The following is a 14750-nucleotide window of genomic DNA, read 5'->3' as shown; positions in this document are numbered from 1 at the left end:
CCTTCTTTGCGGCATTGCCAATAAGAGGAAAAACTGAGAATAAAAATGAGCAAGATTGATAAAGCTATGCGCATCCTGTTAGCAGGGTTCTGTATCAACCTTTGTCTTGGCATCCTGTATGCTTGGAGTGTATTCAACAAGGCACTGGTAACTGAATCAGGCTGGAGTGCTGCAGAAGCTTCTGCACCTTACGCAACTGCAACCATCACTTTCTCTATCTGTCTTCTTATTGCAGGTATTCTCCAAGACCGCATGGGCCCTCGAATGATCCTTATCCTAGGTACTGTTCTTACAGGTCTGGGCATGATCGCGTCTGGCTTTGTTGACACTCCACTCATGCTGAACATTACCTTCGGTGTGATCACAGGTGCAGGTATCGGTTTTGGTTACGCATGCCTATCACCTTCTGCGATGAAGTGGTTCCACGCTTCGAAGAAAGGTATGGTTAACGGCATTATTGCGGCAGGTTTTGGTCTAGCGGCTATTTACCTTGCGCCAGTAACTTCTGCGCTAATAGACAGCATGGGCATTCAAACTAGCTTTATGGTTCTTGGTGTTGGTATCCTAGCGATTGCGGTTCCTCTTGCAGCAACCATCAACAACCCACCAGCAGACTACACACCTGCGGAGCCTAAAGTAAAAGAAGGCCAAGCACCTAAAGCGGTGAAAAAGTCAGATGACTTAACTTGGAAAGCAATGTTGAAAACGCCACAGTTCTACTCTCTATGGATCATGTACGCGTTTGCAGCTTCTGTTGGTCTAATGATCATTGGTAACATCACGACAATCGCAAGCGTTCAAGCAAACTTGCCAAACGCGGTTTACCTAGCGTCTATTCTTGCTGTATTTAACTCTGGCGGTCGTGTTGCCGCGGGTATGCTTGCAGATAAAATCGGCGGTGTTCGTACGCTTCTACTTGCGTTCGTTCTACAAGGCGTAAACATGGTGCTGTTCGCGACGTTCGACTCTGAGTTTACACTGATCATCGGTACAGCAATCGCAGCGGTAGGTTACGGCACACTTCTAGCGGTATTCCCTACTCTAACGGCTGAGTTCTACGGTCTGAAAAACTACGGCACTAACTACGGCGTGCTTTACACAGCATGGGGTATCGGTGGTGCAATCGGCGCAGCGGTTGTTGGTTTCTCGATGACAAATGGCGACGGCTACACCTTGGCTTACACAATTTCTTCGGCAATGATGGCAGTATGTATCGTACTTGCGTTCATCACTAAGCCATTGTCTGATGCGAAAGTAGCACAGCTAAAAAACGCATAATTGCGAATTGATTTGATAGCAAAAAGGCTTAACCTATGGGTTAAGCCTTTTTTGTTATCGGTCGTTTATGGAAAGCCCTATCGAACTTGCACCAGACTACTATCTAGAGAACTTCTTTAAGCTGACTCATCACGCAGTAACTTGGTACAGCGATTTACTGACCAAGGAAGAACACGCATGGCTTTGCTCGTTTGATTCTTTGAGCAAACACGCCCAGTGCCTTTTGGTGCGTTTATACAGCCGAAAGGGATGTTGGTTTCGAAGTGATAAGCTGAGTTATCAAGAAATACCTTCTATCAATGAAGCACTGGCAGAATTGAGTCAGCATGAGTTTGTAGCCCTTTCCCCACCCCTTTCTCATCAAGAGTTAGCGGCTAATTTACTGACCAAACCAGAAATCTCCGCGCTTTATCCCGAACTGCCGAAATCACTCAAGAAAGACGCCCTTGTCGAACATTTGAGTAATACGGAATTTGATCGTATAGAGCGGCTTGAGTTTACGATCGTCAAACTCAATTCTGCTCATATGATCGACGTGTTACTCACTCTGTTTTTTGCCAACACCCATCAAGACTTAAGTCAGTTTGTGCTTGATGACTTAGGTTTGCATCAGTTCGAGCAATATCAATTGAGTAAAGTGCGCCGTTTCTTTGATTCACGTGAGCAAATAGACCGCTTAATTGAACTGAGCCAGTTGGCCAACCTGTACTGGCAATTTGACCGAAAAGACAAAGCCAATCTCGACTTATTAATTGAGGCAATGCCTCAGCCCGTTAAACACCGTTACGTAGATCGTAAACGCGAGCACATGTTGAATGACATAGCACGTGATTACGAACGGCTTAATGATCTAGAGACCGCCCTGTCTCTATTTGGCCAAACTCAACTCACACCGAGCCGAGAACGACGCGCACGTATCTATGACAAATTAAACCATGATGATTTATTTGGTGACATTGTCACAGATATGCTTAACTCACCGATCGATGTGTCTGAGCTCGAAGTTGCACAAAAACTTGAGCAACGGTTAAAACGAAAACAAGGCGAGAAAGTGCCAAGAGTGACGAAGCCAACCTATACGGAATACCGCCTTGAACTGGATTTATCTCAACAGAGAGTCGAACTCGCCAGCAAAGCGTATTTTGAGTCCTTAGGCTGGACTGTATTTTACGCCGAAAATGCACTGCTTAATGCATTACTTGGTCTCACTTTTTGGGATGCGATTTTCGCTCCCATCGAAGGCGCATTCATCAATGCCTATCAACATCGTCCTCTGGATTTGTACCATTCTGATTTTGTTACCAAACGCCAAGCTTTGATAGATGCGACGTTTGATATGTTGGAAACGGGCAATACTTATACGTTGTTAACTAGATACGATGAGAAGTTTGGTATCAGCAATCCATTTGTGCATTGGAGCTTAATAAGTAAAGAGCTACTCGAAATGGCACTCGATACAATCCCAACTAACATGTTGATGGCGCTATTTAAAATACAATTGAGTGACCTAAAGCTTTACCGCAATGGGATGCCTGATCTGATTGCTTTTAAAGGAAACGAGTTCGAATGGATTGAAGTAAAAGGGCCAGGCGATAAACTCCAGGATAACCAATGGCGTTGGATTAAAGAGTTTACTCGCCTTAATGTGCCATTTGCGGTGTGTTACGTCGCCGCAAGTTAACTCTCTTTATATAAAGAGCTTGGCGCATATTCATTAAAACAATTTCTTTTTTACCGCACCTTGCTCTTTTTCTGAAATATTTTTGTTTCTTCACGATCACTTCACGCTTCATCACACACAATGCGCTTCTACTCATTAAGTTGATTTGAAGAGGCAAAATAAAATGAACAAAACACTTCTTGCGTTACTTGTTACCTGCTCAGTTTCGGTATCTGCGGCTCCTTATGTAGGTCTGGAATATGGACTAGGCACCACTGACCATGATTTGGAACCTCACTTTTCAACTGACAACGTAACACTCAACCCTGAGCTTGAAGACGGTATTTTCTCAGGCTTTGTCGGTTACGCATTTAATGACAACTGGGCATTGGAACTGGGTTACAGCCAGTTTGACCTTGATGATAGTCGTTCAAAAAACCTAGGTATCAAGTCAATCGATGGCAAAGATTACCATCATGAAATGGATTGGGATGCGTCAATCAAAGCCAAGCAAGTGTCGTTGGCTCCTGTGTTTAACTATGCATTAAATGATAAATGGACAACAAAATTCAAAGCGGGTCTAACGTACACGGAATACAACGCCAAGGTTTCTAAACATCAAGAATACGAACTTGTCACGAACGACGATGTGGAAATGACCAACACGCTTTTCCATAGCGCGGAGAAAAACAACGAGCTAGGCGCAATGTTCTCAGTGGGTGCGGAATACAGAATTTTCCCGCAGCTCACCATAGGTGTAAACGCAAAATATCAACTAGACCGATACGCGAACACTGCATCCTTTAACGTAGGCACAACTTATTACTTCTAATATAAGGAGATGATAATGAAAAGAGTATTGTTAACATCCATGCTTGCCCTACTTTCAAGCTCGGTTTTCGCCGTGTTTAATGGTCCAGAAGTCAGTGCAATCAATACGGTGAAAGAGGCGCGCAACGCAACCGACGACAGCGCTGTAGTGCTAACCGGGCATATTGTTCAATCATTTGGTAACGAGACTTACTTGTTCAAAGACAACACTGGTGAGATCGAAGTAGAGATCGACAACGAAGATTGGATGGGTCAAGAAGTGACACCAAAAGATACCGTAATGATTCGAGGAGAGGTTGATTCAGATTGGACAACTACGCAAATAGACGTTGAGACCATTCAAAAACGTTAAGAAGTTGACTAATACCTCAACACAAATAACACAGCCACATTTTAGTGGCTGTGTTACGCAATAATCATGGAAAACGCTCGTTTAGCTAGTCAAGCAAGGGCAATCTTGCGGTACGACTAATCGTATACTCTTAGGCTGAACATCAAATCTAATGGTTCTCGAATGATAAGGTTCTCCATCTAAATTAAGAGGCAATGGATTCGGAAAATCTATCTCCAACCAGCTTGCTTTAGTGTACTTCACAAACTCTCCTTTCTCACTCGGGTTATTGATCTCGTCGATTACTTTAGGCAGCTCATGAGGTAAAAATGGGCGCACCAATGTTAGATCCATCATCCCATCATTAATCATCGCTTTTGGAGCTAACTCTTGCCCACCTCCAGCAAGGCGCCCATTACAAAACGCACCGAGCAACATTTCTCCCTGATACGCGCCACCTTCAATCTTTATTGTTCCGTCATATGGTTTAAAGCCAAGTGCTTTTATAACACCAGTTAACGTGTAAGCTCCGCCGCCAAGAAAGTTTTTGAGTTCAACAGGCGTTTCTGCTGTAACTTCTGCACCAAACCCTGCTGTTGCCACGTTAATAAAGCAGCGATCGTTCGCTTTGACGCAATCGACCAAAGCGGACTGCCCCTCAACAGCAAGAGATAAAGACGCCTTAATGGAATTAGGTACTTGAATAGCGGTAGCAAAGTCATTGGCGGTACCAAGGGGAATAATGGCTAACTCAGGGCGTTTTTCTTTGTCAATTTGAATAATCGCAGAAGCCGCCTCATTGACGGTCCCATCGCCACCAGCGACAACAATACGTTCAATGCCTTCATCAACCGCTTCTTTAACTAGCCGCGGCATGTCTTGAGATTCCCACGTCACACGCACCTGTACGTCGATGCCTTTTTCTCTCATTTTCATGATTGCATCTCTTAACTCTGGATTCCCAGCTTTTTTTCCGTTAAGGATGGCACGTATTGTCTTTTTCATTGCACTTCCTATTGGTTGATGACTTTTCCTGCTTGCTTAATCTGTGAACGTAACCACTGATGGGCGCTGTCGTTTGTGCGACTAGGATGCCAGATTGTACAAAGCTCATACATTTGTTCATCAAATGGCATTGATAAAGATTTAACATGATAGGTGTTATTGAACAAGTTGATCATCGACTCTGGCATTAAACCAATGTATTCACTACCACAAATAATTGGGAGCATTTCTAGTACGCCTGAGGCTCGATACTTAATCTTTCTCTTATCCAAGTCGACAATGTCATCGGCGTTTAACAAGCTCTTACGACTCTGCCACTGCGAAACCACTACGTGTTCTTCTTCAAAAAATTGTTCAGCCGTAATCTCGTCATTCAGGCGTGGATGCGCTTCGCTACATACCACCACCAAACGCTCCGTAAGTACAGTTTCCAGTTTTAACACCGTTCTTGCTCTTGGTGTGATATCAATGATCAAATCGTATCGTTGTAACCGCAGATCACTTTCAAAATCTTCCGTAAAAAGCGGATGTACTTCTAATGCAACATTTGGCGCCGACACACGGATTTGTTTCATGACTTGAGGTAGCAACTCAAAGCTTGCAACGGACACACAGGCAATAGAAAACACTCTATTCGACACTTTAGGGTCAAACTCACTAGAGGCCGATAATGTCGAAGTGAAATTTTGTACTGAAGCTAGAAGAGCAGGATAAATATCCATTGCAAACGAGGTAGGCTCGACACCTTTAACGCAACGATGAAACAATGGATCATCGTAGATATCACGTAGCCTTGCTAGCGCTTTACTCACCGCAGGCTGGGTGATGTTTAAACGCGCCGCCGCCCGAGACAAGTTACGCTCTTCATAGATGGCAGTGAAAATGGGAATAAGATTAAGGTCGGTCGGTTTCATGCTATTAAATTTTTCAAAAGTCACTTTCTCTATTTTAATCTAACAGCATGATCCTTCACGTAGCCAAGTGCAATAAATGGGCGGTATCGCTTGTTTTAATGAGTTTTAACTCAATTTTGACGCACTTCATTCACCACATAAACTGGCACCATAGTGCAACGTAAAGCTTGACTTAGGCTTTGCCTAGGTAAGGGGTAAGAAACTCGCTGACTTCCTCGCCGCATAAACCAGTTTCTACCTCTATACTTGCTTGTTTTAGAATCTCGATACCTCGACCACTGTTGCGCGGGTCGGGGTCCAATATGGCTACGACGACTTTGCTTATGCCGGATTTGACTAATGTCACCGCGCAAGCTGGCGTGCGACCAACAAACGAACACGGTTCCAGCGTAACGTATGCCGTCACCGATTCTAACGAGCCTTGATACGCATTCAGCGCTTCCACTTCCGCGTGATTGCCACCAATCGCTTGAGTATGACCTTCAGAAACGATTTGATTGTCTTTCACTAACACGCAGCCAACCGGCGGGTTGGGTTGACATTCAGGAAGCGCATTTTTGGACACTTCTAATGCGCGGCGCATAAACTCTTGGCTCATTTGAACTCTATTCTCTAATAAAAACGAGGCGCTATATTAGCGCCCCGTTTTATTCATTGCCATCTCTTCCAATGACTTTGTCCAGTTCTGGTAACGCTCGCGGAATACGGAATTTAAAGCGTTTTTGTTTGGTCTGGATTTTGCGCCACATCGACTTCAGTAAATGAGCGCTATTTTCACCATTTTGCATTCGCGACGCACTTTTTTGCCACGATTCACTCGTATCGGCTTTGGTCATTTCTAGCTCGGCCGTATTTAAACGCAATTGTTTGTACAATATGGTCCTTGCTTCAGACCAACGTTTAGCCTTTAACAAACGGTGGAACGTCAGCCATGCTGGTGTCGGTCTGTTGCGGTAGTAACGTTTAATGGCTACCAATGAAATAATCACAAAACCCAGCAACACAAGCGTGGAAACAATCCATTCAAAGTACGTTCTGATGAAGGACTTCAACGTGTGCTTCGCGGCAAAAGTTTTGCCCTCTAACATCACCATTTCCACTTGCTGAGTCTTACTGTTCCACCAACGGAACTCATAATCCGGCAGGGTTAATTCACCACCTTGTTGAATCACGTACACGCTCTCTTCTGTGCGTGTTGACTGGTAATCACCACGTGTTTGCGTATCTGTCAAACGGTGGGGTTGAGGATACGCTTGATAACGGGTTGTTGATTCTCCTTTCAACAAGTCTGGTAGCAATACAGATAGTGAATCTTGAGCCGAAATGGTGATTTTACGCGTGATTGCATCCCCAACTTTGAGTGACTCAGTGGAGGTATCCCACTCTTGCTTTACCTCTACATCTGTTGCAGAAAACCAAGGTGTCTCACCACTCAGCAGGCCCGATGGCAAGACGGTTTTGAACTTAATCGGCTGCGTGTAAAGTGTGCCTGATACCTTCTCGCCGTCCGGCGCAGACACCTGAACGCCCACTGCTACAGGTGGAATCACAAAATCACCAGAAGCTTGAGGATACAAAGTCACTTCCCAGCGTTGACGCGACCAAGTTTGCCCCTCTTTTTGCTCAGTAAAGTTGGTTGCTAGTTGATTACGCTGTTTGGCGATAACATTGGGTATTTCAATATTGCCAATTCTCGTACCACCCGTAAACCAACGCGGCGTTGCCACTTCGATGGTTAAAATAACTTGCTCATTGACGCTAAAGCTTGGTGTTTTACGCTTCTCTCCAGCCGTTGGTTGTTGACCAACCCACGCTTGTAACTCTACACCATGCTCTCGTTGAACGTCACGAATATCTTGAGCTAACACACTACTGCTCAGGAGGAAACCGAAACAGATAACTACCCACAAGGGTAAAGCAAAGGGCGTAAAACGGTGACTTTTCATCATTGCACCGCCTCCTCTGTATTTTCGCTCGCAGTAGAGGTTGATTCTCCGGTTTCTATTGAACGCAATTGAATCTGAAACTTCGCATTTAAGAAGTATTTAGGATCCGCTTCGACTCGCTTTAACCATTTGTCGGCTAATTCTTGGCTACCTATGATGTCGTCTGCACTTAACGTCTCTTTAATCATCAACTCCGCTGACGTTTTTTCATCCGCCCCTTCTGCGGTTTGAGGGTTATCGCCTAGCTCGGTTGATGCTTCTTGCTCTGTTCCTGCCTGACTCTCACTCATCCGGTTGATGTCCTCTACAATACCACCAATCACTTTCAAGTTATGCTCAACATCCGGTCTTAGCCTCTCGCTTAATGTTGGCTTGTTGGCTAGGGATTTTAACAAGTCACGTGCAGCCAAATATTCACGCTGACGCGCCAATGCACTCGCCGCATTATAAAGACCGTAATCTCGAACCTCTTCGGACGGGTCGTTTTGCATTTCCAAAAACGCACTGTGGGCGAGTTCAAACTCGCTAGCGTAGTAGTACGCCGTCCCTTTGCGTAATGGATCGACAAAGTGTTTCGCGGCTTCTAAATACGCTTGTTGGTTGAACAAACGCTGTCCTTGTTGATCTGGCGTTAGCCACAAATCCCACCACCATTGCGTCACCTTGTCGAAAGCCGTCACTTTTTGCACAACTTGTGGTTGCTCGGCTTTAACTGAAATGTTCTCGGCCAATGCACTTGTTGGCATCAATAACGTGCCGCTCACCATTACAATCACGCACCACTGCACTAACCACCCTTTTCTAAACCACAGCATCATGATCAGCGCGATTGGGAACAGAAGTTGATACCCCATGTCTTTCCAAGGCATTGAAGATTCGCCATTAAGCTGCATATTGCGCTCAACGTATCGATTCAGTTGCTCGATATCACTATTATCGACGGTCACTTCCACCAATCGACCGTTAGTCTGACTAGCCAGTTTTTGTAGAGAATCCAAATCCATTGGGTTGTTACTCACAATGTCAGCATTCCCTGCCGCAAGAATTAACAGTTGATAAGGTTTGCCCGAGAAATACGCTTGGTATTGCTCAATCGTGGCTGGATTAACGCCATCACTCACCAACAGAACAGTGGAGCCTGGTTGACCTTGCAATTGTTGGTCAATTAACGGCAATGCTTTTTCGGCAAGCTTACCTTGCACGGGCATAATTTCTGGCGTAATGGCCGCCAAAAACGGGTCAAATACTTTGCTGTCTTGAGTTATAGGCATCGCGACATGAGCACTGCCCGCGAACACGACTAAACCCGTTTTTCCGCCTTTTCGCGCGGCTAGCAAATCGCGTATTTTCTGTTTGGAACGCTCAAGGCGGCTTGGTGGGAGATCTTTTTGCAGCATCGAGTCACTGTTATCAAGCACCACAAGCATAGAGGCTTTATCTTCGCCAAAGGGGGAAGATTCACGTTGCCACGTTGGGCCTGCACAAATCACAATGGCGATGAACACAATCAGCATCAAGAGCTTAAGCGGCAGTTGCTTACGCCAGCCTCGCTCACCTATCGTCAAAGCATTGCGTAAATGTTCGGGCAGAATATCCTTCCAGCTTGGCTTGCTTTCTTCTCGCCAGCGTAACCACACCAAGAAAAACATGGGGACCAAAGCCAGTAACCACTGTGGTCGAATAAAATGAAACTGCGTAAAGAATTGCGTCCAACTAAGAGAATCAAACATCGCTCTCTCCTAATGATGATCGTGTAACAGCCCTTCTTTTGAGTGTTGCGACGCTGAACGCGAGCAAATGCATGATGACCACTAACGCCATCAAGTAATGATGAAGGATTTGTTTTGGGCGGTATGTAGTGCTTTCGTAAAGTTGAGGTTCCAGTTTGCCAATTTCGTCGTAGGCAGCCGATAGTTCATCACGGTTGAGTGCTTCAAACGCTTCACCGCCGGATTCTTTCGCAATGCGATGAATCGTGTCCATATCCAACGCGGTTTCACCTATCGTTTCCGGATCGCCCATCGCAATGACGTGTACTCTCACGCCTTTGGCTTTCGCAACTTTCGCCGCATCAATCGGTTCAACAAAACTACCCGTGTCGTTACCATCGGTTAATACAATCGCGACTTTTTCACGGTTTTGGTCTTGTTCTAAAGCACTACGCGACTTATCGCTTTGCTCAAAAACTTTAATCGCTAAGCCAATCGCATCACCAAGATGGGTACTCTGCCCTGCCATTGCCACATCGGTTTGGTTAAGCAGTTCGAGCCACACTTTTTGGTCTGCGGTAAATGGCGTTTGCACGAAAGCAGCATCACCAAAAAGCACCAAGCCTAATCGGTCACCTTTACGAGACTGAACAAACTCCGACAGCACTTCTTTTGCCGCATCAAGACGAGAAATTTTTTCGCCTGTACGTGAGGTGAAATCTGGCTCGGCCATGGAACCCGAAAGATCCACCACCACCATCACATCGCGACCTAAACTTTCGCGAACTTGAGGCTCGCCTAACACGGTGGGTTTTGCCATCGCACACACCACCAAAAGCCATGAGAGAATTAACGTTGCTCGTTGCCACCAACTCGGGGTCAACTGGCTTGCACCTTCTGATGGCGTCTCGCCAATCGCTTCCACCAGCTGACTAAAAAACGGCACTTTGATCGCCATTTGCTTAGTGCGATATGCAGGCACCAAGTAGTACACCACCAACGGCAAGGGCAAAACCAGAAACCACATTGGGTGAGCAAATTCAAAACCAGACAAACCGGTTATCGATGCAAGAAGATCATTCATGTTGACCTCCCTGATGTGCTTTGCGTTTCAATCGTGGTGATTTCTTTGCCGCGCTTTTTTGAGCATCACCACGGTGTTCACTCACCCAGTTTTTCGCACGAGCAATTAGCGTTACACGATCTTCGTTGGTTAGCGTAACGCTTGGGTCGACAATACTTTGTAGCCAGCGCTTTGAAAGCTCATCGTTAAAGACCACAAGCGAGTTTGCTTGAGAATCTTCGGTTTGCGGATACAGCGCATCGAGCTTGCGCAGAAAGGCGGTATCAAACAATTTCGCGTTGCGGCTATCAATATGAATCAGCACTACTTTAAGCACCGAGAACAATGCTTTAGGCATGTCTTTGTCGCTCGATTTGATTTGCGAAATCGCCATTAGAGCTTCTTTTCGGTAACGATTATGCCACCATTGCCGAGCCAATCGATATGCGAAATATACCAATGCAATGAGCACAACCGCCGCTAAAATTTTCCAGCCAATAGTTTGCGGGTACCAACTCACGCTGGGTGGTACAGCCACATCATGCAGCTCTCTGAGTATGTAGGTACTCGGAGGCGTAGGAAGATCACTCATTTAACGCCCTCCTACCAGTTTTTGGAATTGTTTAATGTGCTCACCTGTCGTATCGAGTTCGATGTGCGGAAGGTGTTTCATCGCCATAAGTTGAGAGAGTGATTGACGCTGTAAGCTAGTTCGAGCCTCAAGCTTTGCGCTCGCAACTTCTACCTTTGCTTTGCTGTCTAAGTTGAGTTGATACTGCCCATCACCAACCACCCATTTCGATTTTGCCAAATCGTCTGGTAACGTTTGTTCTAATGGGTCACTAACCATCACTGCGAGAACATCATTGTGCTGTTGCAGCTGTTTAAGGTGATCAAGATGGTGCTCCTCGCAGTCGCTCCAGTCGCTGATAAAAATCAAAGTGGATTGCTTGAGCTTCATGCGTTTAATAAGCTCAATCCATTGACTGAACGTTACTTTTTCGGAATTGCGGGAGTCCACATTGAGCGATTGATTGGCTTTAGCGAGACGTTTAAGTTGCGCCAGAATATCGTTTTGCGAACGCTGTGCCTTGCTGTGAAACAACGCCTGCTGGGATGCGATGACAAAACCGACTCGGTCGCCATCTTTTAATACTCGCCACCCACACATCGCTGCGATCTCTGCCGCGACAACTGATTTCATTACTTGCGTCGAAGCAAAAAACATTGTGCTTCTCTGGTCGACACACACGATTACGTTGCGATCTTTTTCTTCTGTATAACTGCGTACATGCGGCTTACCCGTACGCATCGTAACTTTCCAATCAAGGTTACGAATATCGTCACCCAATTGGTAATGGCGCAGCTCTTCGAAGTTCAATCCACGACCGCGAAACAACGAATTGTGTCGGCCAGAGAGTACGCTACCCGCCTTTAGGTGAGGAAGTAAACTGAATGATCCTGCTTGTGCTTGCAGACGTACTAAACGAGCGTAATCGCAGTACAAGCGGGGATCCATCCCCTGTGATTTTGGCGCAAGAGTTGGCTTAGCCATAATGCCTCCCACTTACCCAATTTCTACACAATCTAGCAGCTCTTGTACGACTCGTTGGTGATCGACTCCGTCTGCTAGTGCGTCGTAGGTCAAAGAAAAACGGTGGCCCAATACAGACGGAACCATGGCACGCACATCGTCAGGAGTCACATGGTCACGTCCTTGCATCCACGCATACGCACGAGCGCATTTGTCGAGTGCGATGGAAGCACGAGGACTAGAGCCAATCTCAATCCATTTTGCTAAGTTTGAATCGGCATAACGCTCTGGCTTACGAGTCGCCATCACTAACGCAACGATGTAGTTTTCCACTAGGTCCGATACCACGATGTTTGGTAACTGACGGCGCGCTTCTAGCACCACGTCTGGCTCAATGTGTTTTGGCGTAATAATTTCGCTGCTGGTTTCCGCACCCAATTCTTCACTGCGCACCAAACGAATGATGTCACGTTCGGCGTCATCTTCTGGATAATCGACGGTAACCTTCATGATAAAGCGGTCCATTTGCGCTTCTGGCAGTGGGTACGTGCCCTCTTGCTCTACTGGGTTTTGCGTTGCAAGCACCATAAATAAGTCCGGCAATACGTGAGTTTTATCGCCTACCGTGATTGTGCCTTCGGCCATGGCTTCAAGCAGTGCCGCTTGTACTTTGGCAGGTGCACGGTTGACCTCATCAGCAAGTACAATGCTGTTAAAAATGGGCCCAGGTTGAAAGTGGAGTTGCGGCTTACCATCCAGCTCTTGATAAACCTCAGTACCCGTCACGTCAGATGGTAAAAGATCCGGCGTAAACTGGATTCGACCAAAACTGGTGTTTAACAAGTTCGCCAACGATTTTACGGAACGTGTTTTTGCCGTTCCCGGTAAACCTTCTAGCAGAATATGCCCATTTGTTAATAACCCGATGACTAAAGCTCGAACCACGTGGCTTTGTCCAATGACGCTTTTTTCTGTTTGTTCGATGAGTTCTTTTATCGCTTGTTGTGCGTGGTTCATAGGATACCTTTTCAATGGTTTAAGCCGTCTTTTCGATATTTAAGTATAAGAACAAATGAAATAACTTAAGGTTATATTCACTATGTTATCTTTGCGGTTCTTGAGATTGGAGAAGTTGTGCAAGACCAACCAACATCGGTAACGCATAATCAAAGAACATTTTGATTCCCGAACACAAATAGTTTAGACCACTCTCACCATTCGGCGTTTTGATCAAACGGTTTTTTGGGCACTCACCCCAACAATAAGGCAAGTAAGGGCATTGCTTACAATACGTCGGCAATGAATCGCGTTTTGCCATGCCAAAAGTATATTGTCTTGTAGAGAAGGCCATTTCATTCAGTGAGTGTTCATGAATGTTGGCGAGTTTGTATTCTGGATACACATAGTGGTCGCAACTGAACACGTCGCCATTGTGCTCAATCGCCAACCCTTTGCCACAAAACTCCGCCGTCACGCAAAGCTGAGACGGTTTCCCCATTACTTGCGCCACCGCGGTTTCAAACAGATTAACCAGCACACGGCCAAGATCGTTATTCACCCACTCTTCAAAGGTCGCCATTAAAAAGCGTCCCCAGTCTTCAGGATCGACTGACCAATCCGTTACAATCGACATTGGATGCCCCGGTTTAGCCAGATCACTGCCTTTGGTTGGGATCATCTGTTCGTTCCAAAACTGCGGCGCGGTTGTTTGGAAGTTGTTGGCTTCTACCACCGGCGCAAACTGAATATAAGTCACACCCAATTCTTGGGTTAAAAATCGATATACTTCGAGCGGGTATTTCGCATTGTGACGATTCACCGTGACCAACGCGTTGAATTTCACGCCATGCGCTTTGAGCTTATCTACCGCTTTCATCACGAGATCAAACGTTGGCTTACCGCTGCGGGTTTTGCGATATTTGTCGTGCAGCTCTCGTGGTCCATCAATCGACAAGCCAACTAGGAAGTTGTGCTCTTTTAAAAACGCACACCACTCATCGTTTAGCAAAATGCCGTTGGTCTGAAGGTCGTTTTCAATGCGAACGCCTTTCGGCTGATATTTCTTTTGCAAAGCTACGACATTGCGGAAATAGTCCAACCCAAGCAGCGTCGGCTCCCCGCCCTGCCATGAGAATACAATTTCTTCGCCATCCTGACTTTCGATATAGCTTTTCACGAACGCTTCCAGTGTTGCGTCGTCCATTTTTGGCTGCTTTTCTTGGTGCAGTAGATTTTCTTTATGCAGATAAAAGCAGTACTGACAATCGATGTTGCACTTTGCTCCGCCTGGCTTTGCCATCACATGGAATCGACGGTCATACGCGCCCAAAACCGGCGCTTTAGACGCCGTTTTAAGAGGAACAATAGGCATAGTAGTAGAATGGCGAGGGGAAATCTTACTCATACGTTTCTCACTATTACATATACCCAAATAACCTCGTGAGCGCTGTACAGCAAAAGTGAAGCTATTTGGGTATAT

Annotated in this window: 14 protein-coding genes; 4 read left to right on the top strand and 10 right to left on the bottom strand. The window is 45.9% G+C overall.

The window, feature by feature from the left end; all coding sequences use genetic code 11:
* The first annotated feature begins 45 nt into the window (after nucleotides 1-45).
* The 4 genes from R7P69_RS06955 (at nucleotide 46) to R7P69_RS06940 (ending at nucleotide 4121) form a co-directional block, all read left to right on the top strand.
* Nucleotides 46-1278: an OFA family MFS transporter gene (locus R7P69_RS06955; protein ID WP_053303514.1), complete on the top strand. Its 1233-nt coding sequence runs from the start codon at nucleotides 46-48 to the stop codon at nucleotides 1276-1278.
* 67 nt (nucleotides 1279-1345) lie between these two features.
* Nucleotides 1346-2959, top strand: a complete 1614-nt coding sequence (locus R7P69_RS06950; protein WP_238952691.1) for a VRR-NUC domain-containing protein — start codon at nucleotides 1346-1348, stop codon at nucleotides 2957-2959.
* A gap of 163 nt (nucleotides 2960-3122) precedes the next feature.
* Nucleotides 3123-3770: an AcfA family outer membrane beta-barrel protein gene (locus R7P69_RS06945; protein WP_005376538.1), complete on the top strand. Its 648-nt coding sequence runs from the start codon at nucleotides 3123-3125 to the stop codon at nucleotides 3768-3770.
* Between the two features lie 15 nt (nucleotides 3771-3785).
* Nucleotides 3786-4121, top strand: a complete 336-nt coding sequence (locus R7P69_RS06940; RefSeq protein WP_213885834.1) for a YgiW/YdeI family stress tolerance OB fold protein — start codon at nucleotides 3786-3788, stop codon at nucleotides 4119-4121.
* A gap of 81 nt (nucleotides 4122-4202) precedes the next feature.
* On the opposite strand, the gene yegS is transcribed toward R7P69_RS06940, so the two are convergent.
* The 10 genes from yegS to R7P69_RS06890 all read right to left on the bottom strand — a co-directional run bounded on the left by yegS (nucleotide 4203) and on the right by R7P69_RS06890 (nucleotide 14675).
* Nucleotides 4203-5105, bottom strand: a complete 903-nt coding sequence (yegS, locus tag R7P69_RS06935) for a lipid kinase YegS (RefSeq protein WP_005376540.1) — start codon at nucleotides 5103-5105, stop codon at nucleotides 4203-4205.
* Between the two features lie 8 nt (nucleotides 5106-5113).
* Nucleotides 5114-6019, bottom strand: coding sequence for a LysR family transcriptional regulator (locus tag R7P69_RS06930; protein WP_005376541.1), 906 nt, complete (start codon nucleotides 6017-6019; stop codon nucleotides 5114-5116).
* Between the two features lie 172 nt (nucleotides 6020-6191).
* Nucleotides 6192-6617 carry a bifunctional diaminohydroxyphosphoribosylaminopyrimidine deaminase/5-amino-6-(5-phosphoribosylamino)uracil reductase RibD gene (locus tag R7P69_RS06925; RefSeq protein ID WP_167416072.1) on the bottom strand — a complete coding sequence of 142 codons (426 nt, stop codon included), beginning with the start codon at nucleotides 6615-6617 and terminating at the stop codon, nucleotides 6192-6194.
* 49 nt (nucleotides 6618-6666) lie between these two features.
* Nucleotides 6667-7968 (bottom strand): BatD family protein, encoded by a 1302-nt coding sequence (locus R7P69_RS06920; protein ID WP_238952692.1) that lies wholly within the window; start codon nucleotides 7966-7968, stop codon nucleotides 6667-6669.
* Nucleotides 7965-9695: a VWA domain-containing protein gene (locus R7P69_RS06915; RefSeq protein ID WP_238952693.1), complete on the bottom strand. Its 1731-nt coding sequence runs from the start codon at nucleotides 9693-9695 to the stop codon at nucleotides 7965-7967. Before R7P69_RS06915 ends, R7P69_RS06920 begins: the two co-directional genes overlap by 4 nt.
* Entirely contained in the window at nucleotides 9688-10758 is a 1071-nt protein-coding gene (locus tag R7P69_RS06910; protein ID WP_318121537.1) for a VWA domain-containing protein, read from the bottom strand. The genes R7P69_RS06915 and R7P69_RS06910 overlap by 8 nt, the downstream gene beginning before the upstream one ends.
* A complete protein-coding gene (locus tag R7P69_RS06905) occupies nucleotides 10751-11329 on the bottom strand; it encodes a DUF4381 domain-containing protein (RefSeq protein ID WP_238952694.1) in 579 nt (192 codons plus the stop codon). Before R7P69_RS06905 ends, R7P69_RS06910 begins: the two co-directional genes overlap by 8 nt.
* The gene (locus tag R7P69_RS06900; protein ID WP_238952695.1) at nucleotides 11330-12292 is read right to left on the bottom strand and encodes a DUF58 domain-containing protein; all 963 of its coding nucleotides are present in this window, start codon (nucleotides 12290-12292) and stop codon (nucleotides 11330-11332) included.
* Between the two features lie 12 nt (nucleotides 12293-12304).
* Nucleotides 12305-13288, bottom strand: a complete 984-nt coding sequence (locus tag R7P69_RS06895; protein WP_005376549.1) for an AAA family ATPase — start codon at nucleotides 13286-13288, stop codon at nucleotides 12305-12307.
* Nucleotides 13289-13373: 85 nt separating this feature from the next.
* On the bottom strand, nucleotides 13374-14675 hold the full coding sequence (locus R7P69_RS06890; RefSeq protein ID WP_033906479.1) for an anaerobic sulfatase maturase: 1302 nt from the start codon (nucleotides 14673-14675) through the stop codon (nucleotides 13374-13376).
* Nucleotides 14676-14750: the final 75 nt, after the last annotated feature.

The organism is Vibrio sp. 661, assembly GCF_033339315.1.
Lineage (GTDB): Bacteria > Pseudomonadota > Gammaproteobacteria > Enterobacterales > Vibrionaceae > Vibrio > Vibrio alginolyticus.
Note: the sequence above shows the minus strand (reverse complement) of the source record. Positions and strands in the feature narration are given on the sequence as shown.